This is a genomic window from Moorena sp. SIO1G6 (genome assembly GCF_010672795.1).
Taxonomy (GTDB): domain Bacteria; phylum Cyanobacteriota; class Cyanobacteriia; order Cyanobacteriales; family Coleofasciculaceae; genus Moorena; species Moorena producens.
The window spans coordinates 384,294-410,334 of the sequence record NZ_JAAHFZ010000008.1; the positions used below are offsets into that span (position 1 = coordinate 384,294).

The following is a 26,041-nucleotide window of genomic DNA, read 5'->3' on the forward strand; positions in this document are numbered from 1 at the left end:
TTTGATGTAGTAAGCTGTTAGGCATTTGGCAGCTATGCTGAAGCGACGGCTGCGCCTTCATGGGAGGATTTGTCCCACTCGCCCTTTGCATCAACAGACGGACAAGAGTTTCAGGTTTTTTTTTGATTTAATAAAGCGATGCAGTCGGCTCCACTAGGACAAGAAGCGAATAAGGTAATTCCCGCCATGGAATTCTTGGGTATTGGCAGGTTTTATACCTGCCCTTTAATTTAAATTTCCCCGGTAGCCAACATTTGAATCAACCGAGGTACCCCTGGATCAAACCCAGCAAAATCCCAAGACAGAGGATCTTTGGGGTCAACCAGGGTAATCCCATAAGGAGTAAGGGTGACATACACGGCTTTCAGATTAGGGTTAACCCTCTGGCGGTACTCCGCTAGTGCCTGGGTAGGATGACGCCGTCCTGCCCAACTTTCACTGTCTGTCCAAAAACAAACTACGTCGGCTTTGAACCTATTCTTAATCATCCAATCATAGGCAACTGAGGCATCGGTGCCACCGAAGTTTTGATTGCTAGCTTTTGCGATCGCAGAACTAAAGCTGTCTTTCTTAGTAATTCCCAAATCCCGGAACTTAGTAGAAAAACCCCGAATCATGTAATTTTTCTCAGCTTTTGCGGTTACCAGTGCCATAGTTGTAGCAATCTCGCAACAACTGAGTCCTACCGAATCGACAACTCCGTAAGACATGGAGGCAGAAATGTCCACAGCATGCATAAACACCTGGCCAGTGGGTTCGACTACCTCAAACGACAGCTCTACTGCCTTTTCCAAAATATCCACGATGCGCGGAACAGGTGTCCAAGTTTTCTTGCTTCGCCCCAAACGTCCACCAGATTGGTAAGTTTTGAGAGCTTTCAGGACATCGATGGGGTGAATCCGTCCTTTGCGCAGATGCTCCTGATTATTGATAATCTGTTCAATGCGGTCAAGATTCTTCCGTGCATGGGCTTGCAGCACACCCAGCTCAGTCAGAGAACCCAAGTTACGCAGCATCGCGCCAATTGGCATTTCATTGAACAGCAACTGCCACGCCTGCTTGTCCATTTTCCCCACAGGTGCAGCCATTTCATGAGTCAAACGACCCTTGGCAATCGCTTCATAGGTATGTGTTGGATTTCGCTTTAGCCACTCATACCACCAAATCTGAGCTAATACTGGGGAAGGAATGTCCTTAGGCAGTTCTTCCCAACCTTTGACTACCCATTCAAACAGCTGTCGGTGGTCTTCTGTGGGTGGCTTGACATGGAACAGTCGCAGGGCATCTCTACTAGAGAATCCATGACGCTGTTGGTATTTCAGCAGTTGGTAAGCTAATTTCTTAGCATCAGGATGTGATAGCCAATTCTTCCCCACTTCCCGCACCACCTTACCAAATCCTCGTAAAGATTTGGTGTAGCTCAGCCATTCATAGAAGTGGCTTCCCGTGCGCACCACTTGGGGAAATATTTCTTGAAACGCTTTTTTAGCCACTGATTCCTCTGCCATTGACAGTAGTACCAGGGCAAAAATTGGCGCACTATTGTTGATGGAACGACCATCGCGCTTCGTACAAGATTTCTTCCGACACCCGATTCGGGTCTTCAGCAGTTGCTCTGAAAACCACTTCGACAAACTCATCAGTCAGTTCTTTCTTACCTGCATAGTAAGTGCTTTGAGCTGTACCAACTAGCAAGCAACGCCGCAGCAGTTTCCAAGTTCCAGCATTGAACATGAAGCCGCCAGAACGTCCCTGAATCATCTCCTTTTCCCGTCCAGGAATCGGTTGGCTTTGGGGTGTGCTAGTCTGTTTTTTGGTAAAAAATTGGTAATTCATGGCTTCACCCTCCGGCCCGATCGGGGCAAATAGGAAGGGGGCAGGGCAGGACTCGAACCTGCATCACTATGGTTTAAAAGTCGATAACCCTCAATTCTTCAGCCTTTTCAGGCAAGGAGTGAATCAAAGATGTAAGGATATTGCCATCTGCTCTACCATTGAGCTACCTGCCCCATGATGAGTTTTTGGTGTAGCGGAGCGGGATTTGAACCCGCAACCTCCGGTGAATCAAGGGAAGGATTCGTTTAGAAGACGATAACCCTAAATTCTTCGGCCCTTTCGGGCAAAATTGGCGCTCTCCCATTGAGCTACCCGCCACAGGACAAGCTAAACCCAAAAGCGATGCAGCGCCGACCTGCGGGGGTTTCCCCCACTCGCGCTTTGCCTCAAAACAAAGATTGCTAAATGAGTTGCTTGAATTTCTTTTGTAATACGAATGTAACACGATAAAAATGAAGCGTCAAGTTTTTAGGGGCAAGATCACTCAAGAAATTTACCGCCATTGGCGCAGTCGTTTTGCTCCAATGGTTTGGCTCGAATTAGGGTTAGGTTGCGATCGCAACAGAAGTCTTTACACTTACCAGAGCCGATCCGGATCAGTATGCTACTCTGGTAAACGGTGACTACATTAAAACTTCCGATACCCAGAAGCCAGAAGATTTTGACGAAACTTTCATTGATGAAGAGGCGAGTTCAAGTTAAACCCAATTCTAAACATCAAAAGATAGAAGACTCAGACGATGGGACACTCAAGGTGCATTTGAAGTCACCACCTGTAGATGGCAAGGCCAATCAGGAGTTAATTGAGTTGCTGGCTCAAAGGTTTAAAGTACCAAAGTCTCGTATCCAAATTAAGTCAGGTTTATCCTCAAGGAATAAATTGATTGAAATCAACACCAATGCCTAGCTAGCTGCAATAGGTCACCCATGACCAATACCGTCAGGATTAGCCCAAATGTAACTTAAATCCCTGGAATTGGAGGATTTAGCCGAAAATACAACCATCCAAAATCCAAAAATCCCAGTTGATAGCCTTCGTGCTAAGCACGGAGCTAGAGTCCAAACAGAGCCAGACTGACAAGCAATCGGATATGCTTAGTTTTGGTGTATTAGTATCTTATCGAAACAACACAAGTGTCAATCTCTTCATCTACTGCCCCACAAGTCAGCACACTTCAGAAAACTGTAGTTACTATCGTTATCGCCATGTCCCCTGTGGGAGTAATCGCTGCGATAGTAGTTATGTTCCTTGAGAAACTGAACGTCCAGCCTCTCGATATTGGTCTTTTTCTCGGGATGTACATCCTGAATTTCATCGGGATTACCGTCGGGTATCACAGGCTTTTTAGCCATCGTGCCTTTCATACTGGACCCTTTATAAGGGCATTCTTAGCCATTGCTGGATGTATGGCAGCTCAAGGACCAGTCACTAGCTGGGTTCACCATCATCGCTGCCATCATATTTACTCTGACCAAGACGGAGACACTCACTCACCCCATCTTCACCAGGGAGGATTTTGGGGATTTATCCAAGGGTTTTGGCATTCCCATATTGCTTGGATTGTGAATGTGGATTGGCAGCCTCCCTATAAGTATGCTCCTGACCTAATCAAGGACAAGCTGATCCGAAGAATAGACAACCTCTACGTCTTTTGGGTATTGCTGTCCCTGTTAATTCCTGGTTTCCTGGGTGGAGTCTTGACTGGTTCTGTCTCAGGAGTCTTAGGTGGTTTAATCTGGGGCGGAGCATTTCGGATTTTTCTGGTTCGTCAAATCACCTTTTGTGTCAACTCAGTTTGCCACCTGTGGGGAAACGAGCTGTTTACTACCTCTGATATGAGCAAGAACAATCCTATCGTCGCCATCTTGACCCTTGGTGAAGGGTGGCACAATAATCACCATGCTTTTCCCAACTCAGCAAGATTTGGACATTATTGGTGGCAACTTGACCTGGGTTGGTTCTTCATCCTGCTGCTTCAGCGCTTAGGACTGGCCTGGAATGTCAAATTACCATCCTCAGACCAACTGCAACCTAGAAACATCTAATCCCAGGATTAAGAATTTCAGGTGAACTACCTTTCGCTGCGCACGCCCCTCGCGAGGGGCTTTCTAATTCACGGGGTACTGTCTTGTAGACACTTGATAGATAATCTCTCTAGATGTTCCCTCCCCCTGTTAAACTAGAAAAGGCTATGTTGCTCAAAGCTAAGGTTTTAAAGCCTTGGAATTCAAGACCAAGCTGCGCTATGGTCGTGGCTAGGATGTCAAATCCAGGAGAAAAACATTCGTGCTAACACTGGGCGTAAATATCGACCATATTGCCACAATTCGTCAGGCACGGCGCACTGTAGAACCTGACCCAGTGGCAGCAGCGGTGTTGGCAGAGCTTGCTGGTGCGGATGGCATCACCGCACATCTAAGAGAGGATCGACGTCACATTCAACAGAGGGACATTGGTCTGTTAAGACAAACGGTGCGAACTCATCTGAATTTGGAAATGGCACCTACCGATGAAATGGTAGCGATCGCTCTAGATGTCAAACCCGATTACGTTACCCTCGTACCAGAAAAACGAGAAGAAGTGACTACCGAGGGAGGCCTAGATGTAGCAGGGCAAATGCCTCGCCTTACTGAGGTTGTAGCCCAGTTACAGAACACTGGCATTCCCGTTAGCTTATTTATAGACGCTGATCCCGCCCAAATCGATGCTTCTGCTAAAACAAAAGCTAAATTTATTGAGCTCCACACGGGGAGTTATGCAGAAGCTACTGATGAAGTCAGTCAGGCTAAAGAATTAAAAGTTTTGGCCTCCGGATGCCAACAAGCGATTGCTGCTGGCTTACGAGTCAATGCTGGTCATGGTCTTACCTACTGGAATGTTTACCCGGTTGCTTGTATCGAAGGTATGGAAGAACTCAATATTGGTCATAGCATCATTGCTCGGGCATCTCTGGTGGGTATAGAACGGGCGGTCAGAGAAATGAAACAAGCGATGCAAGGTAAATTTTGAGCTTTCCTCAGTAACTGAAACTATGCAAACTTACTACTACGTTTTAGCCAGTCAACAATTCCTTGAAGAAGAACCATTGGAGGAAGTACTTCGGGAACGTACCAGGCACTACCATGAACAGGAAAAAGAAATAGACTTTTGGTTAGTCAACCAGCCAGCATTCTTGGAAAGTTCCCAAATGTCCCAGGTCAAGCAGGAATGTCCGCAACCAGCAACGGCGATAATTTCTACTAATCCTAAGTTCATCACCTGGTTAAAGCTGCGCCTAGAATTTGTCAAAACTGGTGAATTTCAGGCACCATCAGATAGTATACCTGACCCTCTAGCGTCTCTGGCATCAGTTTGATGGTTAGTTTTTTGCTTCCAAGACAGTGGCTATGGGTCTACTATCTAATCATCTATGACCAGGGAAACAATACAGTTTATTTTACAAATTTTATCGATAGCACTGGCTGCTTTAGCTAGTTTCTTTGATTCGGTTTATGCTCAACCAATAACTCCTCAATGCCAACCACCACACAACGGTGAGTACATTTTGTTAGTGCTTAGCCGAACTAGGAAAAATCACGAACAAATTCAACGAATTTTACCAAAGACTGCAAAAACTAATTTTTGTCAATATTTGGAAGACATAGTAACTCGCGTTGGGGGTTTCAGAGGGATTAACGATGCCAAAGATTGGGCACGCTATCTGGATCAGGTAGTGGGATACTCAGCTTTTGTAGTTCAATCTCCACCGTCAAGCCAGCCTACTACTAGACAGCCTAATACTAGACAGCCTACTACAATACCAGGTTATACTCCTCAGGGATTGGGTGATGGTTATGCAGTTCTGGTGGACTACTTCAATCAACCAGAAGTGGCATCCCGACTAGAGCAACTACTGGGTGTCAATGTTGGCTTGGTTTCTTATGCTCAGCGACCTTACTTACTGACAGTACACACAACTAGTGAAACCCAAGCTAACTCAATCTTAAGGCGACTGAGCGCAGCGGGGTTTTGGGCAATGGTTGTTGATAGTCGTCGAGTTACCCTACTAAAACGTAAGGTGGTTCGCTTTTAACTTTAAGTAGTTCCCTTTGAACTAGGTAATGGCAAATTACTAATTAAAATTACTAATTAACACGATCAATAAGCCGTTGCTGCTATACAAGAAATAGCGATACCTAACACCAAACCAACAAGCACCTGAAAGGGTGTATGACCTAATAATTCCTTAAGGCGGTCTTCTTTCAACTCTTTGTCTTCGCTAAAAAACTGATCGATAATTTGGTTGAGAATTCGAGCTTGTTTACCGGCAGCTTGCCGGACTCCAGCAGCATCATACATGACTATGATGGCAAACACTAAAGCGATCGCAAATTCTGGAGAAGCCCATCCCACCGTTTGTCCTACACCAAATGCCAAGGCAGTGACGAATGCTGAGTGAGAACTAGGCATTCCACCAGCCGTCACCAGTATCCGAAGATTAAGTTTGCGATTTTTGGTTAGATCAACCAAAAATTTAAATAGTTGAGCCACCAGACAAGCAATGAGCGCAACCAGCAACACCTGGTTGTTTAGGATGTCGCTAAAGTCCTGCATAATTATTTACTTTAAATTGGTCATTGGTCATCGATAACTCAGCATTGGGGAAACGATCAAGTATGAAGGATCAAGTATGAATTATGAAGTATTTTCCCCCGATAGCGTCCCTTCTAGGGTATAATTAAGGATGAACTATGTTTGTTTTTGGTGTTCCTGTAGGCTAGGATTAAAAACTTCATCCTTTAACTTTCCTTGGCCTTACCCCAATACCAAGTACCTTAATGAGTGCGATTCACAATAAAGTCAGCGATCGCAATCAGGGGTTGAGCCTTTTCCCCAAAGGATTCCATTTGAGCTTTTGCCTCATTCACCAGCTCCTGGGCTTTGACTTTTGATGCCTCTAGCCCCCAGAGGCTAGGATAAGTTGCCTTTTGTGCTTTAATATCCTTACCTGCTGTTTTACCTAGTTCCTCCTGGGTAGCAGTGATATCTAGGATGTCATCGACAATTTGAAATGCTAAACCAATATTTTGGGCATATTTGGATAGCCTTTGTAAGTTAGCTGTCGTTGCCCCTGCCAATATTCCACCACAAACTACACAGGCTTCTAGCAAAGCACCTGTTTTATGAGTATGGATAAAGGTGAGGGTTTCTTCTTTAATATCCGACTTACCTTCTGATTCGAGATCAAGCACTTGACCCCCAACCAATCCCGATGCCCCGACTGCTTTAGCCAACCAAGCAACTACCTGTAAAACTTGGGGAGCTGGTACATTTTTAGTTTGAGCTGCCGCATATTCAAATGCATAAGCTAATAAACCATCACCTGCGAGGATGGCAATGTCCTCACCAAAAACTTTGTGGTTCGTTAGTTTACCCCGACGGTAATTGTCATTGTCCATTGCTGGTAGGTCATCATGAATCAATGACATGGTATGGATCATTTCCAGAGCACACGAGGTTGGCATTGCCATCTCCACCGTGCCACCCATCAGCTCACAGGTAGCTAGGCAGAGAATCGGGCGCAAGCGTTTACCTCCAGCCAAAAGAGAATAGCGCATTGCCTCGTAAATTTTGTCGGGCTCCATTCGGGGCAGAGCCTGGTCTAAAGCTGACTCAATTAGAGCCTTTCGCTCTTTTAAGTAAGTTAGTAAATCTAAACTTGGGGATTCCCTGTTGGGGGTAGGTCGCCCCTCCGTCACTACCATGCCTTGATTCCTTGATTATCTGATTCCTCTAACAATTTTACGGGGCTGGGGGTCTTCTTGAAACTACCTTGTCTAATTCTCGTGCTTCTCGTTTGATGGACAAAACTCTTTACTGATGGTATTTAGGATTGTCGAGTTTTGAAATTTATCAGTAGCGCTAAACTAAAGTCTAACCCTCTCAAGCCCAACATTTAATATGTTCGTAAAACTTACAACACAGATTTTTAATATTTTTATATTTTATAGCTTTCAGTCTTTTTAATTAGTTCTTTTGTTGACCTAGCCTGCTGTGTACTGAAATTAGTTTAGTCATAAACAACGGTTTAATTGATTGTTGTCAATCTTCAGGAGAGCAAAACTGTTCAAGAATACCTCTTTGTATAACTAAGGATTGTATTATTTAGTAGCATAGCCACTGTCATCGGTCCGACGCCACCAGGGACAGGGGTAATATATCGGGCAATTTCTTGAACAGAGTCAAAGTGGACATCTCCTACAAGACGAGATTTTTCTTGTTGATCACTAACTCGATTGATACCAACATCAATTACAACAGCACCTGGTTTTACCATGTCACTGGTAATCAGTTGAGGTCGTCCCACAGCTGCTACCAAAATATCAGCTCGACGTGTCAGCTCCCCCAGATCTTGGGTGCGCGAATGAGCAATTGTTACTGTAGCGTTAGCTTCTAGTAGCATTAGTGCCAGAGGTTTACCTACTAAAATACTACGTCCTACCACTACTGTCTTTTGACCAGACAAATTAATCTGGTACTCTTGCAACAGGCGCATTATCCCTGCTGGTGTACAGCTGCGTAAACCAGCCTCTCCCCTGAGCAGACGACCTAGATTAACAGGGTGTAATCCATCAACATCTTTATCCGGATGGATTTGGTGCAGTAATGAAACAGCATCTAGGTGGTCGGGTAAGGGCAGCTGGAGCAGAATTCCATCTACACACTGATCTTGATTGAGGGAGTTAATGGTTTGCTCGAGTTCTGCACCGGATGTGTTATTGGGAAAATGACGACCAAAAGAAGCAATCCCTACCTTACCACAGGCACGTTCCTTATTACGAACATAGGCAGCGCTAGCAGGGTTGTCACCTACCATCAACACTGCTAATCCAGGAGGTCGTCCATGTTTCAACATCAGCTTCTGTGTCTGTTCTTGCAGCTGGGTCTGAATTTTTTTAGCTATGGTCTTACCATCGAGTATGTTGGTCATTGGTCAATTGGGTTAAACAGTGTAGACGGGTGTACAGATGCTGCCTACTTGGGTTAGAACATTGTAGATGCATGGAGCGACTTACCTTAGGCTGGGGAACGAACATTCAAGTTTCAACCTACTTCCTTTTTCACTCCTCCAAACAGAGTTCATTGGCAACTGACAACTGAAAACATCATAGGATTTCAATATGCCAACTAAGTATTGGTCAACTCTTTTACCGTTTTGGGTTTTACTTGTAGGAGCCGGGACTGTTGGCTGTAGTCCCTTAGCCCATAATGGCATTCATCAGCTTAATATTAGCTACCCTGGTGTAAAGGTCACAAAAATCGGTGAAATACCACAAAATCAGAATACTATCGATACAGTCTACCTTCGGGGTAAAGTTACTAATCAAGCACCACTTTTAGATGCGAATGCTTATGAACTCAAAGATGCAACTAGTACCATTTGGGTAGTCTCTCAGGGAACTTTGCCCAATATCGGTGATCAAGTCTTGATCCACGGTAAGGCTCAATTTCAAAGCATTCCCATTGCTGGACAAGATTTGGGTGAATTCTTTATTCAAGAGCTTGAGCAGCTACAACGGCAAGTCTATCAACCCAAGTCCCCCTTACTTCCAAGACCCACAGATGAGCAGTAAGCAAGTTCAAGTAGCGATCGCTATTCTCTATCGGCAAGGTCAGTTTCTGATGCAGCTACGGGACAATATTCCTGGTATTCTTTACCCCGGTTTGTGGGGTTTATTTGGGGGGCACATAGAACCCGGAGAAACCCCTATCGAAGCTCTCAGGCGGGAATTGCTGGAAGAAATTAGCTATGCACTACCCTCAGCATCTTTGTTTGGCCATTATTCTGAACCCCATGTGTTACGTCATGTTTTTGCAGTACCCCTGACCGTGGAACTCTCACAATTGGTCTTAGGGGAAGGCTGGGATATGGGCTTATTGACGCCTGACCAGATTCGCCAGGGGGAGTCTTATTCTGCCAAGGCTGGTCAGGTGCGACCCCTTGGTCCTGCTCATCAGCGTATTCTACTGGATTTTCTGGAGAAGCGATCCAGCTTGGTATAAGCGCCCTTTTAACCGGAAACCTGGGCAAGAACAACCAGATAACCTACCCTTCACCGAAGGCCAAAGGCGAACAACTGGATAACCTTAAACCTTCAACCCTTCACGGACAGCACAGCATTATCAAGCATGCTTGTTGTCCTTTTTGTTATCGTGACTACTCCCACATCAAATCAAAGATTATGATGTGGGCGCGCTCTTACTCACGAATGAGACTTGCTGCTCCTCGGCGGAAGCCGACGCGGGGCGCGTTCGATATCCTGTATCGATTTACCACAGCCATCGAGCGGCAGTCCTACCGCCATTAATCCTCGATTGAGAATATTGATTCCACTGTTCCAATCGCGGTCAATCGATACACGGCAACTGGGACAGTTATGGACTCTATCACTGAGATCTTTCTCAACTCTGGCTCCACAATTGAAACACTCAATACTGGTTCGGTTCGGGTTGACTGGCTGGACTAACAAGCCGCGTTTGACCGCTACTGCTTGCAAGATTTCCAGAAACGACCCCCACGCCGCATCATGAGGTGCGACCCGTGGCGAATTTAATTCTTAACGCGGAAAGCGCACCTAATATTGATTTTGCCAGTTTTGTCCGGGCCAAGCCTTTGATGTTGAGGTCTTCATGTGCAATCAAGTCATACTTGCTGCACAACCAATGGGCAACTTGATAGTGAAATTCCTTTCGGCAGCGGGTTAAATGAAGGTGCAATAGAGCTACTTTCTGTTTAGCTTTCTGCCAGTTTTTAGAACCTTTAGTGCTGATTGCTGGGTGTAATAGTTAACGGGTTCTGGGACTTCGCCAATCGCTTCCCTCACAATACTGCATCTATCAATAGAACAACGAGTCCTGTTGAGCCAATCAAGTCTTTGACCGAGAGCATAGTTCCAGTGACGACGCAACAATTCCAGCCATCTCTCCATGATGGCTATCTGTTCGTCACTAGGCTTGATTCGATAGCAGTAAGTTAACAGCATCATGTTATTGTACTACTCGCGTACTGTTGAGAACCGTTAAACCCCCAGGGTAAACGCATCTAACTTAACTAAGTTTTAAAAAATCTATATTTGTGATTTTTAACTAGTAACAATCAATAGATTTAACCTCACTAAACATTTTCTAGCGCCTCATCAGTTATTTTCCGACATTTTAACTCGTAAATTTAGGCGATGGTTCAGCTGATTTTTACAGTTTACCGAAAAGTCGAGAATTATTTACTAGCAGATGCTAAAATCTTTACTAAATAGTTATTGTCCATAGCAGCACGAAGCGCGTTTCATTCTTAAACTTCCTTTAAAAGTCGTTTCTTGTTTCATTATATTTAAAGCTAAACGACGCAATAAAGCAAAGTTTTCAGGATAATTATCTTTACGAATACGACTACTATCTTCAGAAAATGTGACATCTAATGTCCAATGTAAGCTGTTTTCAATCCCCCAATGACTGCGAATAGCTTTACCAATTTTATCAGCATTATTTTCCAAACTACTTACATAAAAACGAACTTGGTGGTTTTATTCCATAAACGTCGCTCACTCTTTACCATCACAATTGTGGTTAATCCTGTCCAGAGGGACTGGTTGGGAACATGGGGTAAGCTAGACACAGGAACTGCCCATACTTCTCTTTTCTCAATCCGATTATGCCCACTTTCTGTTTCTTGATAATAACTATAGTCTTTTCCGACAAAGCCAGATTCTATGGCTAAATTAAACCAAGTTTTGACTTCTTCATAAAGAAGTTTTTGATTAGCTTTTAAACCCAAAATATAATCAGCTTTTTTCTGATAAATCAGCGAGGTAATCTCTTTTTGACACTCCATAGCATCAATTGTAATTATGCTTCCTTCAATGGACAACATTTCTATCAATGCAGGTATAGCAGTAATTTCATTGGATTTATCCTTAACTTTATGTTGTCCTAAGACTAATTTGTGAGAGTCAGACCATGCACTCACTGTCTTGATGCAGTCGCTCATGGGGGAAACCACGGCAGTTGCTCATGGGGGAGACCCCCAAGACCGCACTGCCTCCCCAAGACCGCGCTGCATCGCTATATGTAAAGCTTTTTGTTTTTGATTCCTGTCATAAGATTGCTTCAGAGTTTTGCCATCTATTGCTATGACTTCTACTCCTAGTTTTTCAGTGATTGAATTAACCCAATTTAAAAAACATTGTTGAAATTATTCGGGATTTAATCTTGCAAAAACTCGACTAAATGTATCATGAGACGGGATGCCATTTGGTAAGTCTAGAAATTCGGATAACCATTCAAATTTAGCTTGCCCATAAGTTTCAATTCCTACCCATCCGTCCGCTCCACTGATGACAGCTAAAATAGCGATCGCTATAATATCTATTAATAAATGCTGTTTATTTCTGTCTAATCTTGGGTCATTCAATGTTCCAAAATGGGTAGAAAAAAGGGGTTTTAAAAACCTACTTTTATTTCGGGTATAATCCGCTTTTTTGGGTGGTTTTAAAGGGGGCATAAAACCATTTTTCATTTGTCAGACACGCTAAGGATTTCCTAAAAAATAGTCATGAATTCATTATCTCATATTTGGTGCTCAACTTAACTTGGGGTTAGGTTAGCACATTTTTGCTTATTTGTCAATCTAATTTAGATGCGTTTGCCCTGGTTAAACCCCTTGCCCGTTTAGTTGGTTAAATAATTCCGGTAACAGTGCTTATCAGTATTAAATAGGCTATAATAGTAGTAGATGCGCGAGCAACTTCACGTTGATGGCACCGTGGATACTCATACCCCAAACCAAATCACCCCTCAATCTGACCACCTGACCATTACTACAGCAAACCTACTGGAGGCTTTTGCTGATTTCCTGGATATCGATGTGGCAGCAGGAGATGCTGCGGCTGATACTGTTAATACCTACCGCCGCCAGGTTCAGCAGTTTGTGAACTGGTGCGATCGCATAAATCTTCATCCAGCCGCAGTTACTAAAGACGACATTAAGCGTTACCGCCGCTGGATGGTAGACACTAAAAAATTTAAGCCAGCAACAGTATCACTAAAGTTGTCAGTTGTCAAGCGTTTTTATCAAGCTGCTGTAGAAAAAGGACTGATAACTATCAATCCAGCTCTTGGGGTGAAACCGCCACGGGAAAAGCTGGACCCGGCGGCAAGGATTACCTATTTGGAAAAGCCTGAAGTTGAGAAGTTGTTAGGAGCTATAGCGAATGATGGTAGCCTTAAGGCAAAGCGGGATAAACTTCTGCTGGCAATCATGATATTGGAAGGTCCCCGTAGCATTGAGTTACATCGGGCAAATGTCTCTGATGTAGTTAAACAGGGGGGTAATCTGGGAATTCGGGTCGAAGGGAAGCGTAATATTAGAATAGTGCCATTAACACCAGATCTTGCTGACTTGCTAATGGCTTATCTCGAAGCAAGGGCAGAAAATGGGGAAGTGGTCAAACCATCTAGTCCTCTATTTATAGCTGTTGGAAACAGGGCGGGTGGCAAGCGGATTTCCCGGCGGGGGATTCGGCTAGTTGTGGATAGCTATCTTGAGCAAACTAACCTTAAGCAAACACCAGGAAGAACTATATCAGCCCATAGCTTGAGACATACGGCAGGTACCTTAGCTCTCCGTTCTGGTGCTGAGTTAAGGCAAGTGCAAGATTTGTTGGGACATGCTGATCCCAGAACAACTTGTATTTACGCCCATGTAGCGGATCGCTGGGAAAATAATCCAGCATTGAAGCTGGGAATTAACCTATCGTGATCATCTAGAGGGGAAATGAATAGCTAATTATTCTAGCAACTGGGGAACAGTAACTGGCACTCCTCCTTGGTGAAGGGATTGGCTTAAACAGCTAAGAATCTGTACCAATTGAGTACCAACCCAGCCAGATGATATTGATGAAGGTTGGGACAAGCGGACACTGTTAAGAAAGCGATCGCATACTGAATAAAGTGGTTCAAATGATTCGATATCAAGAACTTCACGATGTTGACCAGCAGGGATAAAGTACTCCCCGTTCTGTTCAAAATGACCATGTTGGATAGTTAGGGGTGCTTGGGCAACCATTTCATCAAAAATCAAGGTTCCCTGTGTTCCTACAATCCCAAGCCGCCGCTGTTTATCTGGATTGAGCCAGCACAGATGAATAAATGCTTGGAAGCCAGTGGGATAGGTAAGTGTGACCTGAACTAAGTCAGCTAATCCTTGAGGAGTTGAAGGTTGAAAGTTAGCAGGTTGAAAGTTAGGAGGTTGTTCGCGTAGCGTGGCCTTTTGGCCAAGGTTAGGAGGTTGTTCGCGTAGCGTGGCCTTTTGGCCAAGGTTAGGAGGTTGTTCGCGTAGCGTGGCCTTTTGGCCAAGGTTAGGGGGTTGTTCGCGTAGCGTGGCCTTTTGGCCAAGGTTAGGAGGTTGTTCGCGTAGCGTGGCCTTTTGGCCAAGGTTAGCAGGTTGTTCGCGTAGCGTGGCCTTTTGGCCAAGGTTGGCAGGTTGTTCGCGTAGCGTGGCCTTTTGGCCAAGGTTAGCAGGTTGTTGAGGGGTAAGTGATTGACTACAGCCTTGGTTATCTTCAGAACTTTCAACCGGTAACTTGGTAACTTGAAACTCTGTTGTAACCGGCAACTGGCTAACTTGAAACTCTTTTTGAAACTGTAGCCACACCCTACCAGTAGCTTGGACTTGAACAGGTAGCTGTCCTAAGCAATGGTTGAAAATAGCAATATCGTGAATAGCTAAATCCCACAGAGAATCTACATCTTGACGTACTGGTCCTAAGTTAGTACGGGCGGCGTATCCATAGCGTAAGTCTCCTAAGCATCCCGAGTTAACAACCTCTTGAGCCCGCTTGACCGCTGGGTGAAATAGATAAGTATGGTCAACCATGAGCTGTCGCTGGTTTTCTTGAGCCAGGTGGCACAATTCTAGACACTCAGCCACATCAAGGGTTAAGGGTTTTTCTGCTAGGACGTGTTTCCCCTGGTTTAGAGCATCCTTAATTAGGGTGTAATGGGTAACTGCTGGAGTAGCAATTACTACTGCCTCAATTGTTGGAAGATCCCGTATCGATTCCCAATCTGTTGCCAAACGTACCTCAGGAGCTAGGTTATATTTCTCTTTAATTGCTGCCAAGGTTTCTGGGTATGGATCAACTACTGCCACTAAGCAAGCATCAGGGTGTGTCAAGAAATTCCTGACCAAGTGTTTCCCCCAGCGACCTGCTCCCAATATCGCTACTCCGGTTTGTTTCATTTTTCGCCTCTCAATTCCAGAAATGCCTGTTTGGCTGCTGCTTGTTCCGCAGCTTTTTTCGATCTTCCTGTACCTTCACCTAATTGTCGATTTTGTAGCCAAACTTGGGCAGTGAAGCGGTTGTTTGCCCCATGCACTTGTAGGTTTTCGGTCAGATGATACTTTGGGAGCAGTTTGTAGTGAGCTTGAGTCCATTCCTGAAGAGCATCTTTGTAGTTTTGGCGGGCTGGGTCTTGACGAATTTCAGTGGTAAGTTTTTGTAAGTGAGGGTCTAGCCAAGGACGGACTAATTCTAGGGTATGGGTACTTAAATATAATGCTCCCAATACTGCTTCAAAAGCATCAGCTAACCGGGATGTTTCCCCAGCTTTGTCCCCAGCGGCACTATTGGAAACGAGTAAATAACGCTCTAGCCCATAGCTGCGAGCAAGTTGAGACAGAATGCGATCGCTTACCAGTACGGAACGAATGGCAGCAAACTCACCAACGGAAGAGTTGGGATAATTTTCCCATAGCCATTCTGAGCTAGCTAAACGTATAACAGCATCACCAACAAACTCCAACTGCTCATAGTTGTGTTCTGCTGAGATACTACAGTGAGTCAGTGCTAAATCTAGCAAGGACCAATTCACAGCTGTAGTTTTAGATAGTCCTAACTTTTGAACTAACTTCTCTAATTGTTTCTGACGACGGGGATCTTTGATGGTCATGGGTGTCTTGTGTCGTGAGTCAGAGAGTCATTGGTAACTAACCAGAGTCTGCTGGGAGTACTAATGACTAATGACTAATGACGTAAGCATTCAGCTATCAGCTGTCAGCTATCATGCTAATCAACGGTCGGTAGTCAAAAAGCTGGGGGGTGCTGGTACGGCTGGTTGAAAATCCCTGCTCGTTTTACTCACCCGAACCCGTGCAGTTAAAGCGCCTGCTAGCACCTCAAGTAGCTGATAGCTGATAGCTGATAGCTGACGGCTAAATGCTTACCTAATGACTAATAGCTAAATTGAGAGAAAGTCGGACATAAGCCGGGTTCTGTTCTCCCTAGCAACAATGAAAAAGCTACTAAAGAGGGTGGTTATCTATCTAGGACGGCTGTTACCAGACGCCTCATGCGGTTCTCCATATCCGGAACTGGTAAAAGACCAACCGTAGTTCCTCTCGACCTTGCTCCCAACCGGGGTTTACCGAGCCAGCACCTCTCGATGCTGCTGGTGCGCTCTTACCACACCTTTGCACCCTTACCTGTGAAAGAATCTGGAAAAAGGCCGGAAGAATACATTCTTCCTGGAGCCTTATACCTTTATCCTTCCCATCGGCGGTATGTTTCTGTGGCACTATCCTCACGGTCACCCGCACTGGGCGTTACCCAGCAAGTTTGGTCTTTCGGGAGCCCGGACTTTCCTCAGACTCGCAGAAAAATGCGAATCCGCAACCACCTGCGCCTACTTTCTCTCTACTCTAGTTTAGACTTGATTAGCAGTTGGTTGTTAGCTGCTGGAGTTAGAGTCAATTTAGAGGCACAGAGCATTATCTGTCCCAGGAGCAGCAACTAGGGAAATGCGATGGGACGTTGGAGCCGCTGCGCGAACGCAAAAGCTAATCTTCTAGGATTACTTGGATCACACTCTTAAGAGCTTTTTCATCAGGACGTTTGTCAAACTTCTGATGAGTGTAAATCCAAACAAGTTTAATAACTGATGTAGTTGTATTAACTAAATACATCAGTCTGATTTGTCCAGAAGCCCCTTTGGCAAACCTAAACTCCAGCTTATGAAATGTCCATCCTTGAGGTAACTTACTCTTTTTTGGTAAAGGTTCTTGGTGGGAATTTCTGGGATATGGGTCTTTTCTTAAATCTTCTAGGACTTGCGTGACAAGCTCAACAAAGCCATTACCGTGAACTTTTGCAAGTTTTTTTAAAGAACGCTTGAACTTATCTGACGCTTCAATCGAGAAGGGAGTTAAGCCAGTTACTCACTTCTCCTTTAGCAATAAGATTTGAAGATGATGAAGTAAAAGCGTCCTCCAAAACTGCTGATATCACCGATTCATATGCAGGGTGCTGACGTTCTATTTCATCAAGCTTCTGCTTACCTAATGCTTTCATATCCTCAAGAATAATGGGCTCAGTTGAGCTAGCGTCAGATCGTAAACCTTTGCGAGCTTTTTGCCAAGGAAACTCGCAGTGGGTCATATTACTAAGTCGAAAAGCATGGTAGCCACCGAAATATTCCCAAGTTTCTTCTAGAAGCTCTATCTTCTCATCAGGGATATTTGAGAGGAAGTCTTTTTTAGGGATAGGTAATTGCTTAGCTTCAAACTCACTGTAAAACCAGTAAGCACGAGGACACACAGGACCGTATCGCCATGCTTGAATTTCTTCATCAAACAATGGCTGATCGTAAAGGGCTAGATGTAAACTTTGTGCATAGTACAGAAGCTTTTGAAGCTTCATGTTGGTCATTTCAGCTTCCATGCCATCATCGTAAGCTTTTACGATGAAATAGCGAGCCGCATTGAGACAATCAAGCATAATTAGACTCGCAAATCTAATTTAAATAACCTTTAATAATAGCAATTTATCATAATTGCTTGTGCTTATCATTTTGACACTCCCCGGTCGCGCATACGCGGGGATTCTTTGCTCAACGAGTCAGCTTGCTCAGTCAGGCCGGAACCAGAAAGAGTAGAGGCCGATTCTCCCAAAGCGTTTCGGGAGACCCGTTCGCGTAGCGTGGCCTACGGCCTCCGCTGCGCGAACGGATCTATGATCCAGGTTCCGGTGTGCCCCACCGTACCTAAGGCTTGTTCAAGGATGTTGATTGCAGCGTTATGGTCTCTGTCTAGGGAGCAACCACACTGACAGACGTGGGTTCTAGTTGATAGAGATTTCTTGACTGTTTCACCACAATTGGAGCAGTTTTGGCTTGTGTAGGCAGGGTTGACTGCAACAGTTATCTTGCCAAACTTAGCGCCAAAGTGTTCTATCCATTTCCTGAATTGATACCAACCTGCATCATTAATAGACTTAGCAAGACAATGATTTTTTACCATATTCTTAACCCTCAAGTCTTCATAGGCTACCAGGTCGTTTGACCGGACTACGCAACGTGCCGGAGACGAAACCTTAGAAGAGTGCAGCCTTACAACAAAACCTGCCACCTTTGATGCATAGCCTACCAACTATAAAGGCTGCACTCTTCTTGCGGTAACTTCTAACCAGTCTCTTGGCATGTTCTTGACGTTGCCTACTTATTTTGAGGTGTGTCTTACCTAGCCTATTAATCGCTTTCTTGCGATTGGATGAGCCTTTCTTTTTCCGGGAAACTTGACGTTGATAGAATTTTAGGCGCTTTTCACCTTTTCTGTAGAACCTGGGATTAGGTTCAGCATCTCCGTTAGAATCTGTGTAGAAATCCTTTAGTCCAACGTCTAAGCCAATGGTGTTACCTGTAGCTGGAACAGGTTCATTAATGTCAACCTGAACGCAGAATTGGACATAGTATCCATCAGCTCGACGGACTATCCTGACTCTCTTGATCTGCTTCTTGTCGAAGCGCCACAAGTCCCATGTACCCTTGAGTTTGAGTTTCCCGATTCCCTTCAAGTCACTAAAGATGATTGACTTTTTATCAGGACATAGCTTCCATCCTGAAGTCTTATACTCTACTGAGCGACAATGTTTCTTGAATCGTGGAAACCCTTTCTTGCCGGGTACTTTTTTCTTACAGTTATCGTAGAAGCGGACGATTGATGACCAGGCTCGTTCAGCACTTGCCTGACGAGCCATAGAGTTCAGCTCATTGGCAAAGGTCAACTGTTTTGCTAGGACAGTGCAATATTTGTTGAGATCGTATTTATTGACCCCTTTATTGTCCATCCAATAGCGAATGCAGCTATTGCGAACAAACTTAGCCGTTCTAATCGCCTCATCTATGGCTGAATATTGTCTCTGTTTGCCGTATGCTTTGAACTCTAAAACTATCATTAGTATCGACCTATTGCTACTAATTTAGTATACAATACATAGCATAAAATTTAGGAACTTTCCAAATATTTTTTTCACGGCTAAAAGCGAGCTATCTCGCTTTCATCCCCGGTCTAAAGACGCGGGGTTTTCAGCATCGTTGATTCCTGATAACCTAAACTAATTCAATAGTACAATTATACTACTAAGCTGCTGATCGATAGCAATCCGATTTGAGTGGTGAAACACCAGAAGAGGGAGATAGGGAGAAGAAGGGAAAGAATTTCACGATTTTTGTTAACAAATTAATTGCCCTCGGGCTGGATCACGTACAGGGAAATCTAGCTTGATGGGATCACTATCCAATAACTATTGCGCTGAAAATACTCTTCAACGAAGATCGCTCAAGTAGTGGCATTGGTGAATATCGGAATCCAAAGGATAGTTGCGTCAGTTACCAATTAAGTAGTGGGACAAACGTTTTGATAACTGTGTTAACTTTGGTTAAGTTAACTCAAACCTAATCAGCAGTAAGGATGTTGATTATTTTACATTTCTTAATAAATATTTATTGATCTCCGACTAATTACCAAGTACTAATTACAAAGTACTAATTACAAAGTACCAATTACAAAGTACCAATTACAAAGTACCAATTACCAATTACCAATTACAAAGTACCAATTACCAATTACCAATTACCAATTACCAATGAGTCTTGGAACAAGTCCAAAAGCATCTAGACTTGAGTCAGCACTGACAAACAAGTAAAACCTACTCAAGAGGAGGGTTTACATTGACTGAAAACCAAATTTCCCTCCAGACAATCTCGCGTAGTGAACTGCGACAGCTGGTGCGTTCTCAGCTGCAGATACTGCTGGAGCAAGGTCTACTTCCGGGTGCTAAGCAACTGCTGGTACCAGTACAACCAGTAGACATTGCGGAAGCGATTGAAGGATTACCGGAAGCAATGCAAGTGATTGCCTTCCGCTTATTGTCTAAATCTGAGGCCATTGAGGTGTATGAAAATCTTGACTCCAGTGTCCAACAGTCTCTAATTGAGAAGTTTAAACATCAGGAAGTACTGGATATCGTAGACAAGATGTCGCCAGATGATCGAGCCAGGTTGTTTGATGAGTTACCAGCTAAGGTCGTCCGACGCTTGCAGTCACAGTTAAGTCCCAAAGAACGCCGAGCCACAGCCCTGCTCTTGGGGTATGAGGAGGGAACAGCAGGGCGAATCATGACCCCTGAATATATTTCCCTTAAGGAAAACTTGACAGTTACCGAGACCTTAGAGCAGATTCGTAGCTTAGCCAAAGCCTCGGAAGTCGTATATTACCTCTATATAACTGATAACTCTCGACATTTGACTGGGATTGTTTCCCTGCGGGATTTGGTGATTTCTGCCACTGAGACCACCATGGGTGAAATTATGACTCGTGATGTGGTATATGTCTATACCTATGCAGACCAGGAAGAGGTAGCACGGATGATCCAACGCTATGATTTCCTGGCTGTACCAGTGGTTGACCGGGAGCAGCGTCTAGTGGGTATTGTCACTGTGGATGATGTGATTGATATCTTGGAGCAGGAAGCAACAGAAGATATGTACGCGGTCGGTGGTGGTGTCCAATCGGAGGGGGATAATTATTTTCAAACCAATTTATTCACAGTTGCCCGCCGACGGGTAGTTTGGTTATTTGTCTTGTTACTCACTAATACGGTTACGGGTACGATCATAAAGTCTCAAGAGTCTATTTTGCAGCAGGTTGTTGCCCTAGCAGCTTTTATCCCTTTACTTACTGGCACTGGTGGGAATGTGGGAGCTCAGTCTTCTACGGTGGTGATTCGCGGCTTGAATACTGATGAAATTCGTGACTTAGGCCCCGGTCAAGTGATTTGGCGAGAGGCACTGGCGGGGTTATTACTAGGAGTAATTCTGGGTACGATGGCTACGGGATGGGCTTACTGGTTACAAGGAGATTTCTCAGTAGCCCTCTCGGTGGGAGTGAGTCTGATTGCGATCGCACTTTTAGCATCAATTGCCGGTTCAGCCCTACCGTTTCTGTTCCGTCACCTAGGCTTAGACCCAGCTCTGATGTCCGCACCATTTATTACAACAGTTGTTGATGTCTTGGGTGTGCTGATTTATTTCAATATTGCTAAATCAGTCTTAGGGCTTTAGCATCAAAGGCAAAAGGGAACAGGGAACAGGGAAAAGGCAACAGGCAAAAGGCAACAGGCAACAGGCAACAGGCAACAGGCAACAGGCAACAGGCAACAGGCAACAGGCAACAGGCAACAGGCAACAAAAAAATATAATATGTACTTAAAATTGTGGCAAACAGCTCAAATTAACTGTATAATTAAAATTATAATTAGGGCGAACTGAATAAGTCGTAACTCTTGATTTATTAAGGTTTTGAGGACTATTCAAGATTCATAAAGTGGCAGAAATAAGCCGAATCTCTATCAAAACTAATGCATTTATTGAACTGATGTTTGTGAAAGTTCCACCCGGTTAAACCTCTTGCCTCTTGCCTCTTGCCTCTTGCCTCTTGCCTCTTGCCTCTCCTGACCAAAACTTTTTCACCAATCCCTAATTAAATTAACAGTCCTGGTGCCAGTACTTATAAATGGCATAAGCGAGAGTAACTACACCGGTAACAATGGCGGATTCATCCACGGCAAATAGAGGATGGTGTAGTGGGTAGTTTAGTGTATTTTGGAATCCAACCCCGAGGCGGAACATGCTGCCAGGAGCGTGTTGTAGATAAACCGAAAAATCTTCTGCACCCATAGAGGCTTCCGGTATGATTGAAACGCGATCGCTTCCCCAAGCTTCCTTAGCTGCTGCTTCCAACAACTGAGTTAAGGCTAGGTCATTTTGTACTGATGGTACTCCCCGCTGATAGTTGATGTGATAGCGAGCGCCATAAGCATTACAGACATTGGCCACAATCTTTTCAATCCAATCGGGTAGGCCAGCATAGGTTTGGGGATGAAGCGATCGCACTGTTCCTACTAGGCGGACTTGGTCAGCAATAATATTCGGAGCTCGCCCACCACTAATTTGTCCAATTGTCAAGACCATCGGGTGTAATGGGTTCTGGGTGCGACTAATAGCTTGTTGGAGGGTGGTAATCACCTGGGCAGCAATCCAAATCGCGTCAATAGCTTGGTGAGGGCGAGCTCCATGACCGGATTCTCCCATAATTACGATTTCTAAATCATCCGCTGCTGCTGTTAATGCCCCATAGCGGATACCAATAGACCCTGCTGGAATTGATGGGAAAACGTGAAGACCAAAGATAGCACTGACATCCTTCATGCCCCCATCTTTAACAATCCAGTTTGCACCTTGAGCAATTTCCTCAGCTGGTTGGAACAGAAAGCGAGTATTACCAGGAAAAGTTTCTCCGAGTTGGGATAGAATCATAGCTGTGCCTAAGCCTACGGTGGTGTGGACATCATGACCACAGGCATGCATGACTCCCGGTTGATGTGAGGCAAAATCGAGGCAAGTTTGTTCGGTGATGGGTAGAGCATCCATATCAGTGCGCAGTGCGACTAATCGGTCATCGGTACCACCAATCAGTTCACCGATAAGACCAGTTTTGCCAATCCTTTCTTGTACATGAAGACCACAGGAGGATAGGACCCCAGCTACGTAAGCGGCTGTTTGGTGTTCTTGACCACTCAATTCTGGGTGAGAGTGGAGATGACGGCGGATTTCGATCAGACGCGGGGCAAGTTCTTGGGCTAACTCTTTAATCTGGGAGAGCATGCTGCTAGATAAATGCTAGATAAAATTGTTTCATACTTAACTCTTTATACTTCTTTTTGAATTGTGGCAATAATTAATATTTTATTATACAACTATTTGCGGTAAAAGAATATTGTCTCAATCATCGATTTGTTAAGACACAACCGCTGCTGAAACGATGCCTTGCTCCTCAAGCACTGCAGCAACTCTAAGAATCATGGCTTCATGGTAGGGTGCAGCAATAATTTGTACCCCTAAGGGCATTTGACCAGGACGGTGAATTGGTACCGATAAGACCGGTAAGCCAATGAAGGATAAGGGTTGAGTAAATAATCCTAAGTTTGGACGAACCAACACTTCTTCCCCAGCAATGACCATTTTTTCTTGACCCAGTAGGGGAGCAACACAAGGGGTAGTGGGAGCGAGGATAATATCGACATTTTGGAAGACTTCCCGAATGCGATCGCGAAACCATTGTCGAAACCGTTGCGCTTGAATATACCAAGTGCCTGGAATTAGGGCACCTGCTAAAAAGCGTACGCGTGTAGCTGGATCAAAATCATCGGGACGTTTACGCAAATTGTCCAAATGGAGGTTTGACCCTTCATTAGCTGTAATAATATAAGCTGCTGCTCTGGCTCGCTTGGCTTCTGGGATAGTAACCGAGGCAGTTACATCCAAGCTACTAGCCACTTTAGCCACAGCATCCAAGACTTCTGGTTCTGCCCCTTGAGCAAAATACCCATCAGCAACCCCAATCCGTAACCCTTCAATCCCTTCGTTAAGGTGGGGGACACAGAGTTCTGGGAGACGATTGCTACAAACTGGATCAGCGGGATCTGCTCCCTGAAGGATATCAAAAGTAGTAGCAATATCCCGTACAGAACGAGCAAACGGACCGATATGATCCAAACTAGCAGAAAACAAGAAAACCCCTGCGCGAGACAATCGTCCGTAGGTAGGTTTTAAGCCAAAAGTACCACACAACGCAGCTGGTACCCGGATTGAACCATTGGTATCAGAACCAAGAGTAATTGGTACTAATCCCGCTGCCACTGCTGCTGCCGAGCCGCCAGAGGAACCACCAGCAATGCGAGTGAGATCATGGGGGTTATGAGTTGCACCGTAATGGCTATTTTCCGTTACAAAGCCATAGGCATACTCATCCATATTTAATGCTCCGACTAGGATAGCACCCGCTTGTTTTAGTTTAGTTACAGCAGTAGCATCACGGGAAACAGGAGGATTTTCAGCATTAATTTTTGACCCAGCTAATGTTATTAAGCCAGCAATATCATATAAGTTTTTAACTGCAAAAGGAACTCCTGCCAATGGACCGGGATTGTTCCCTTTAGCAATAGCATGATCAATCTCTTCAGCATCGGATAAGGCTTGGTCAGTGGTAACCGTTGTGAAACAGTTAAGGGATTGGTTACGGACAGTGATTTTTTCGAGACAGTTAGTAATAACTGTTTTTGCGGTGACTTGACCTTCTCGAATCCCAGTGGCAATTCCAATAGCATCATCAATTTGTTTCACGGTTAGCATCCCAATTTAAACTATTATTATGATGATTTAGTAACGGTTATAAACCAATAAGCTTTCTAATTTACTAGAAAAAAAATCAGCATCCTAAGGTTCAAATACCGGAGCAGCTTCGATATCATCAGGTAAGGTAAATTCTGTCACTAAAGATGCGATCGCATAAATTTTAGCGAAGTTTTTGATAACACCAGGACGGTGTTGGGGCTTAAGGTCTAAATCAAGGAGTTGCGCCATTGCTTCGACATAGGTAGCGGTTTCAAGTGTTTTCTTTGTCATTAGTAGTTAGTGTTTAATAATTTAGTAGTTAACATTAATTGTAATCTATAAATATAATAAAATTTTAAAATCTGTCGTTATTACTCAAAACTAAACCCTCAAAACTCGGCAGTCTCTTCAAAACTCTATTCAAACAAACAAAGTTAAGTTTTTCGTTACCTTAAAGATATAAAGACACCCGATATGGCTATGACTCAAACGAAAGCCGAACCCATTATCCGATGGGAAAAACTCCCCGACGAATTTCAATTACCCGATGACCCAGTGGAAAATCTCTATCATCCCTTATTAGCGGCTATCCTGCGAGAGATTCTGGAATTAGCCGGATTTATCACTAACTCAATGCTGATTGCGTCCAACTTTGGACTCTGTGCCAATGTGGACGGTAAAACAGTAGTCAAAGCACCGGACTGGTTTTATGTACCTTCTGTGTTTCCTGTGTTACCAGGGGTGATTCGCCGTAGCTATACCCCTCACACCGAAGGAGAGGTACCAGCAGTGGTTATGGAATTCTTATCCGAAAAGGAACAAGGAGAATATTCCATGAACCCCCGTTACCCCTATGGCAAATGGTACTTTTACGAGCAAATCCTACAAGTACCAATTTATGTGATTTTTGACCCAGGGTCCGGAAGTTTGGAAATGCGATCGCTTAATTCAGGAAGCTATACCCTTCAACAACCCGATGCTAATGGACGCTACTGGATTGAATCTATGGGTTTGTTTCTGGGAGTATGGTACGGTAAAAAATCAGAAATCACCAACTATTGGTTACGGTGGTGGGATAGCTCTGGACATTTATTACCTTGGGGAGAAGAGAAAGTCCAACAAAGTCTACAGCAAGGCTTACAGCAAGGCTTACAGCAAGGCTTACAGCAAGGAAAACTGGAGCTAATTATGCGTCAGTTGAAACGCCAGGTTGGAACAATCGAGCCTACTCTAGAATCAGTCATCAACAACTTATCTGCTGCTGATTTAGATCAACTGAGTGAGGCATTGTTCGATTTTTCCGATGGGTCGGATTTATCCAGTTGGTTAGAGGGACTGAAAGGCTAATCAGATGTAAGCATTCAGCCGTCAGCGGTCAGCCGTGAGCTAAAAGCTCACGCTACTTGAGGTGCGGTCAGCTTAAAACAAGCTATCCGGCTTAGGAGTTCAACGGACTCAAAGCCAAATACAATGAATTCCTTGGCCGAAAGGCCAAGGAACTGAGATTAAACTTTTGCTTACCTCTTTTATTCAAAAGCTGATAGCTGATAGCTGATAGCTGATAGCTGATAGCTGATAGCTGATAGCTGATAGCTGATAGCTGATAGCTGATAGCTGATAGCTGATAGCTGATAGCTGATAGCTGATAGCTGATAGCTGATA

25 protein-coding genes, 2 tRNA genes, 1 other RNA gene and 3 pseudogenes are annotated in these 26,041 nt (G+C 44.4%); 11 read left to right on the top strand and 20 right to left on the bottom strand.

Annotated features, from left to right (window positions below; all coding sequences use genetic code 11):
- Window positions 1–230: 230 nt before the first annotated feature.
- The 3 genes and pseudogenes from F6K63_RS10965 to F6K63_RS10980 all read right to left on the bottom strand — a co-directional run bounded on the left by F6K63_RS10965 (window position 231) and on the right by F6K63_RS10980 (window position 2,155).
- Window positions 231–1,836 (bottom strand): annotated as a pseudogene (locus F6K63_RS10965) (TROVE domain-containing protein).
- A gap of 37 nt (window positions 1,837–1,873) precedes the next feature.
- A tRNA-OTHER gene (locus tag F6K63_RS10975) sits at window positions 1,874–2,009 on the bottom strand.
- A 13-nt stretch (window positions 2,010–2,022) separates the two neighbouring features.
- Window positions 2,023–2,155, bottom strand: a tRNA-OTHER gene (locus F6K63_RS10980).
- Window positions 2,156–2,288: 133 nt separating this feature from the next.
- Here F6K63_RS10980 and F6K63_RS10985 point away from each other — a divergent pair.
- From F6K63_RS10985 to F6K63_RS11010, 6 genes are all read left to right on the top strand, one after another.
- Window positions 2,289–2,459 carry a hypothetical protein gene (locus F6K63_RS10985; RefSeq protein WP_158026757.1) on the top strand — a complete coding sequence of 57 codons (171 nt, stop codon included), beginning with the start codon at window positions 2,289–2,291 and terminating at the stop codon, window positions 2,457–2,459.
- A 56-nt stretch (window positions 2,460–2,515) separates the two neighbouring features.
- Window positions 2,516–2,743, top strand: a complete 228-nt coding sequence (locus F6K63_RS10990) for a DUF167 domain-containing protein (RefSeq protein WP_008179952.1) — start codon at window positions 2,516–2,518, stop codon at window positions 2,741–2,743.
- A 227-nt stretch (window positions 2,744–2,970) separates the two neighbouring features.
- On the top strand, window positions 2,971–3,882 hold the full coding sequence (locus F6K63_RS10995; protein ID WP_131827221.1) for an acyl-CoA desaturase: 912 nt from the start codon (window positions 2,971–2,973) through the stop codon (window positions 3,880–3,882).
- A 241-nt stretch (window positions 3,883–4,123) separates the two neighbouring features.
- Window positions 4,124–4,846: a pyridoxine 5'-phosphate synthase gene (locus F6K63_RS11000; protein WP_071106710.1), complete on the top strand. Its 723-nt coding sequence runs from the start codon at window positions 4,124–4,126 to the stop codon at window positions 4,844–4,846.
- Between the two features lie 22 nt (window positions 4,847–4,868).
- Window positions 4,869–5,192 carry an MgPME-cyclase complex family protein gene (locus tag F6K63_RS11005; protein ID WP_008179959.1) on the top strand — a complete coding sequence of 108 codons (324 nt, stop codon included), beginning with the start codon at window positions 4,869–4,871 and terminating at the stop codon, window positions 5,190–5,192.
- A gap of 54 nt (window positions 5,193–5,246) precedes the next feature.
- Window positions 5,247–5,909 carry a hypothetical protein gene (locus tag F6K63_RS11010; RefSeq protein WP_071106711.1) on the top strand — a complete coding sequence of 221 codons (663 nt, stop codon included), beginning with the start codon at window positions 5,247–5,249 and terminating at the stop codon, window positions 5,907–5,909.
- Between the two features lie 65 nt (window positions 5,910–5,974).
- On the opposite strand, the gene F6K63_RS11015 is transcribed toward F6K63_RS11010, so the two are convergent.
- The 3 genes from F6K63_RS11015 to folD all read right to left on the bottom strand — a co-directional run bounded on the left by F6K63_RS11015 (window position 5,975) and on the right by folD (window position 8,807).
- Window positions 5,975–6,430 carry a divergent PAP2 family protein gene (locus F6K63_RS11015; protein WP_008179962.1) on the bottom strand — a complete coding sequence of 152 codons (456 nt, stop codon included), beginning with the start codon at window positions 6,428–6,430 and terminating at the stop codon, window positions 5,975–5,977.
- Window positions 6,431–6,651: 221 nt separating this feature from the next.
- On the bottom strand, window positions 6,652–7,581 hold the full coding sequence (crtE, locus tag F6K63_RS11020; RefSeq protein ID WP_287312092.1) for a geranylgeranyl diphosphate synthase CrtE: 930 nt from the start codon (window positions 7,579–7,581) through the stop codon (window positions 6,652–6,654).
- Between the two features lie 362 nt (window positions 7,582–7,943).
- Window positions 7,944–8,807, bottom strand: coding sequence for a bifunctional methylenetetrahydrofolate dehydrogenase/methenyltetrahydrofolate cyclohydrolase FolD (gene folD / locus F6K63_RS11025; protein ID WP_071106713.1), 864 nt, complete (start codon window positions 8,805–8,807; stop codon window positions 7,944–7,946).
- 190 nt (window positions 8,808–8,997) lie between these two features.
- On the opposite strand from folD, the gene F6K63_RS11030 reads away from it, so the two are divergent.
- Window positions 8,998–9,450: a hypothetical protein gene (locus tag F6K63_RS11030; protein WP_008179970.1), complete on the top strand. Its 453-nt coding sequence runs from the start codon at window positions 8,998–9,000 to the stop codon at window positions 9,448–9,450.
- Window positions 9,440–9,880: an NUDIX hydrolase gene (locus F6K63_RS11035; protein WP_287312094.1), complete on the top strand. Its 441-nt coding sequence runs from the start codon at window positions 9,440–9,442 to the stop codon at window positions 9,878–9,880. The genes F6K63_RS11030 and F6K63_RS11035 overlap by 11 nt, the downstream gene beginning before the upstream one ends.
- A gap of 200 nt (window positions 9,881–10,080) precedes the next feature.
- Here the strand turns inward: F6K63_RS11035 and F6K63_RS37175 are convergent, their stop codons facing one another.
- The 4 genes and pseudogenes from F6K63_RS37175 to F6K63_RS11045 all read right to left on the bottom strand — a co-directional run bounded on the left by F6K63_RS37175 (window position 10,081) and on the right by F6K63_RS11045 (window position 12,374).
- The gene (locus tag F6K63_RS37175) at window positions 10,081–10,374 is read right to left on the bottom strand and encodes a zinc ribbon domain-containing protein (protein WP_502708297.1); all 294 of its coding nucleotides are present in this window, start codon (window positions 10,372–10,374) and stop codon (window positions 10,081–10,083) included.
- A gap of 28 nt (window positions 10,375–10,402) precedes the next feature.
- Window positions 10,403–10,594, bottom strand: a complete 192-nt coding sequence (locus F6K63_RS37180; RefSeq protein ID WP_353812995.1) for a hypothetical protein — start codon at window positions 10,592–10,594, stop codon at window positions 10,403–10,405.
- A gap of 5 nt (window positions 10,595–10,599) precedes the next feature.
- Window positions 10,600–10,863 carry a helix-turn-helix domain-containing protein gene (locus F6K63_RS37185; RefSeq protein WP_353812996.1) on the bottom strand — a complete coding sequence of 88 codons (264 nt, stop codon included), beginning with the start codon at window positions 10,861–10,863 and terminating at the stop codon, window positions 10,600–10,602.
- 230 nt (window positions 10,864–11,093) lie between these two features.
- Window positions 11,094–12,374: pseudogene (locus F6K63_RS11045) on the bottom strand (ISAs1 family transposase).
- Between the two features lie 231 nt (window positions 12,375–12,605).
- Between F6K63_RS11045 and F6K63_RS11050 the strand changes: the two are divergent.
- Window positions 12,606–13,631 carry a tyrosine-type recombinase/integrase gene (locus F6K63_RS11050; protein ID WP_287312096.1) on the top strand — a complete coding sequence of 342 codons (1,026 nt, stop codon included), beginning with the start codon at window positions 12,606–12,608 and terminating at the stop codon, window positions 13,629–13,631.
- A gap of 882 nt (window positions 13,632–14,513) precedes the next feature.
- Here the strand turns inward: F6K63_RS11050 and F6K63_RS37750 are convergent.
- The 7 genes and pseudogenes from F6K63_RS37750 to F6K63_RS11080 form a co-directional block, all read right to left on the bottom strand.
- Window positions 14,514–15,113, bottom strand: a pseudogene (locus F6K63_RS37750) (Gfo/Idh/MocA family protein); the annotation flags it as partial.
- Entirely contained in the window at window positions 15,110–15,823 is a 714-nt protein-coding gene (rnc, locus tag F6K63_RS11060; RefSeq protein WP_071106717.1) for a ribonuclease III, read from the bottom strand. The pseudogene F6K63_RS37750 and the gene rnc, both read right to left, overlap by 4 nt.
- Window positions 15,824–16,119: 296 nt before the next feature.
- Window positions 16,120–16,562, bottom strand: an RNA gene (gene rnpB, locus F6K63_RS11065) — RNase P RNA component class A.
- Window positions 16,563–16,709: 147 nt separating this feature from the next.
- Window positions 16,710–17,063, bottom strand: coding sequence for a hypothetical protein (locus tag F6K63_RS37755; protein WP_071106718.1), 354 nt, complete (start codon window positions 17,061–17,063; stop codon window positions 16,710–16,712).
- On the bottom strand, window positions 17,059–17,646 hold the full coding sequence (locus tag F6K63_RS11070) for a Panacea domain-containing protein (protein ID WP_071106719.1): 588 nt from the start codon (window positions 17,644–17,646) through the stop codon (window positions 17,059–17,061). Before F6K63_RS11070 ends, F6K63_RS37755 begins: the two co-directional genes overlap by 5 nt.
- A gap of 206 nt (window positions 17,647–17,852) precedes the next feature.
- A complete protein-coding gene (locus F6K63_RS11075; protein ID WP_353736710.1) occupies window positions 17,853–18,275 on the bottom strand; it encodes an RNA-guided endonuclease InsQ/TnpB family protein in 423 nt (140 codons plus the stop codon).
- Window positions 18,241–19,101: an RNA-guided endonuclease InsQ/TnpB family protein gene (locus F6K63_RS11080; protein ID WP_287312098.1), complete on the bottom strand. Its 861-nt coding sequence runs from the start codon at window positions 19,099–19,101 to the stop codon at window positions 18,241–18,243. The genes F6K63_RS11075 and F6K63_RS11080 overlap by 35 nt, the downstream gene beginning before the upstream one ends.
- Before the next feature lie 775 nt (window positions 19,102–19,876).
- Between F6K63_RS11080 and mgtE the strand changes: the two genes are divergently transcribed.
- Window positions 19,877–21,268, top strand: coding sequence for a magnesium transporter (mgtE, locus tag F6K63_RS11085; RefSeq protein ID WP_071106720.1), 1,392 nt, complete (start codon window positions 19,877–19,879; stop codon window positions 21,266–21,268).
- Window positions 21,269–21,691: 423 nt separating this feature from the next.
- Here the strand turns inward: mgtE and F6K63_RS11090 are convergent, their stop codons facing one another.
- The 3 genes from F6K63_RS11090 to F6K63_RS11100 all read right to left on the bottom strand — a co-directional run bounded on the left by F6K63_RS11090 (window position 21,692) and on the right by F6K63_RS11100 (window position 24,670).
- Window positions 21,692–22,870, bottom strand: a complete 1,179-nt coding sequence (locus F6K63_RS11090) for a M20 family metallopeptidase (protein ID WP_287312101.1) — start codon at window positions 22,868–22,870, stop codon at window positions 21,692–21,694.
- A 132-nt stretch (window positions 22,871–23,002) separates the two neighbouring features.
- A complete protein-coding gene (locus tag F6K63_RS11095; RefSeq protein WP_009149438.1) occupies window positions 23,003–24,397 on the bottom strand; it encodes an AtzE family amidohydrolase in 1,395 nt (464 codons plus the stop codon).
- A gap of 84 nt (window positions 24,398–24,481) precedes the next feature.
- Entirely contained in the window at window positions 24,482–24,670 is a 189-nt protein-coding gene (locus F6K63_RS11100; RefSeq protein WP_009149434.1) for a DUF4089 domain-containing protein, read from the bottom strand.
- Between the two features lie 183 nt (window positions 24,671–24,853).
- Between F6K63_RS11100 and F6K63_RS11105 the strand changes: the two genes are divergently transcribed.
- Window positions 24,854–25,726, top strand: a complete 873-nt coding sequence (locus F6K63_RS11105) for a DUF4351 domain-containing protein (protein WP_009149431.1) — start codon at window positions 24,854–24,856, stop codon at window positions 25,724–25,726.
- Window positions 25,727–26,041: the final 315 nt, after the last annotated feature.

What these genes read in the sequence shown, in the direction of transcription:
- F6K63_RS10985 (WP_158026757.1), top strand. Translation starts at nt 2,289, where the DNA reads ATGAAGCGTCAAGTTTTTAGGGGCAAGATCACTCAAGAAATTTACCGC.
- F6K63_RS10990 (WP_008179952.1), top strand. Translation starts at nt 2,516, where the DNA reads ATGAAGAGGCGAGTTCAAGTTAAACCCAATTCTAAACATCAAAAGATA.
- F6K63_RS11005 (WP_008179959.1), top strand. Translation starts at nt 4,869, where the DNA reads ATGCAAACTTACTACTACGTTTTAGCCAGTCAACAATTCCTTGAAGAA.
- F6K63_RS11010 (WP_071106711.1), top strand. Translation starts at nt 5,247, where the DNA reads ATGACCAGGGAAACAATACAGTTTATTTTACAAATTTTATCGATAGCA.
- F6K63_RS11015 (WP_008179962.1), bottom strand. Translation starts at nt 6,430, where the DNA reads ATGCAGGACTTTAGCGACATCCTAAACAACCAGGTGTTGCTGGTTGCG.
- crtE (WP_287312092.1), bottom strand. Translation starts at nt 7,581, where the DNA reads ATGGTAGTGACGGAGGGGCGACCTACCCCCAACAGGGAATCCCCAAGT.
- folD (WP_071106713.1), bottom strand. Translation starts at nt 8,807, where the DNA reads ATGACCAACATACTCGATGGTAAGACCATAGCTAAAAAAATTCAGACC.
- F6K63_RS11030 (WP_008179970.1), top strand. Translation starts at nt 8,998, where the DNA reads ATGCCAACTAAGTATTGGTCAACTCTTTTACCGTTTTGGGTTTTACTT.
- F6K63_RS11035 (WP_287312094.1), top strand. Translation starts at nt 9,440, where the DNA reads ATGAGCAGTAAGCAAGTTCAAGTAGCGATCGCTATTCTCTATCGGCAA.
- F6K63_RS37185 (WP_353812996.1), bottom strand. Translation starts at nt 10,863, where the DNA reads ATGATGCTGTTAACTTACTGCTATCGAATCAAGCCTAGTGACGAACAG.
- F6K63_RS11050 (WP_287312096.1), top strand. Translation starts at nt 12,606, where the DNA reads ATGCGCGAGCAACTTCACGTTGATGGCACCGTGGATACTCATACCCCA.
- rnc (WP_071106717.1), bottom strand. Translation starts at nt 15,823, where the DNA reads ATGACCATCAAAGATCCCCGTCGTCAGAAACAATTAGAGAAGTTAGTT.
- F6K63_RS11070 (WP_071106719.1), bottom strand. Translation starts at nt 17,646, where the DNA reads ATGCTTGATTGTCTCAATGCGGCTCGCTATTTCATCGTAAAAGCTTAC.
- F6K63_RS11080 (WP_287312098.1), bottom strand. Translation starts at nt 19,101, where the DNA reads ATGATAGTTTTAGAGTTCAAAGCATACGGCAAACAGAGACAATATTCA.
- F6K63_RS11090 (WP_287312101.1), bottom strand. Translation starts at nt 22,870, where the DNA reads ATGCTCTCCCAGATTAAAGAGTTAGCCCAAGAACTTGCCCCGCGTCTG.
- F6K63_RS11095 (WP_009149438.1), bottom strand. Translation starts at nt 24,397, where the DNA reads ATGCTAACCGTGAAACAAATTGATGATGCTATTGGAATTGCCACTGGG.
- F6K63_RS11100 (WP_009149434.1), bottom strand. Translation starts at nt 24,670, where the DNA reads ATGACAAAGAAAACACTTGAAACCGCTACCTATGTCGAAGCAATGGCG.
- F6K63_RS11105 (WP_009149431.1), top strand. Translation starts at nt 24,854, where the DNA reads ATGGCTATGACTCAAACGAAAGCCGAACCCATTATCCGATGGGAAAAA.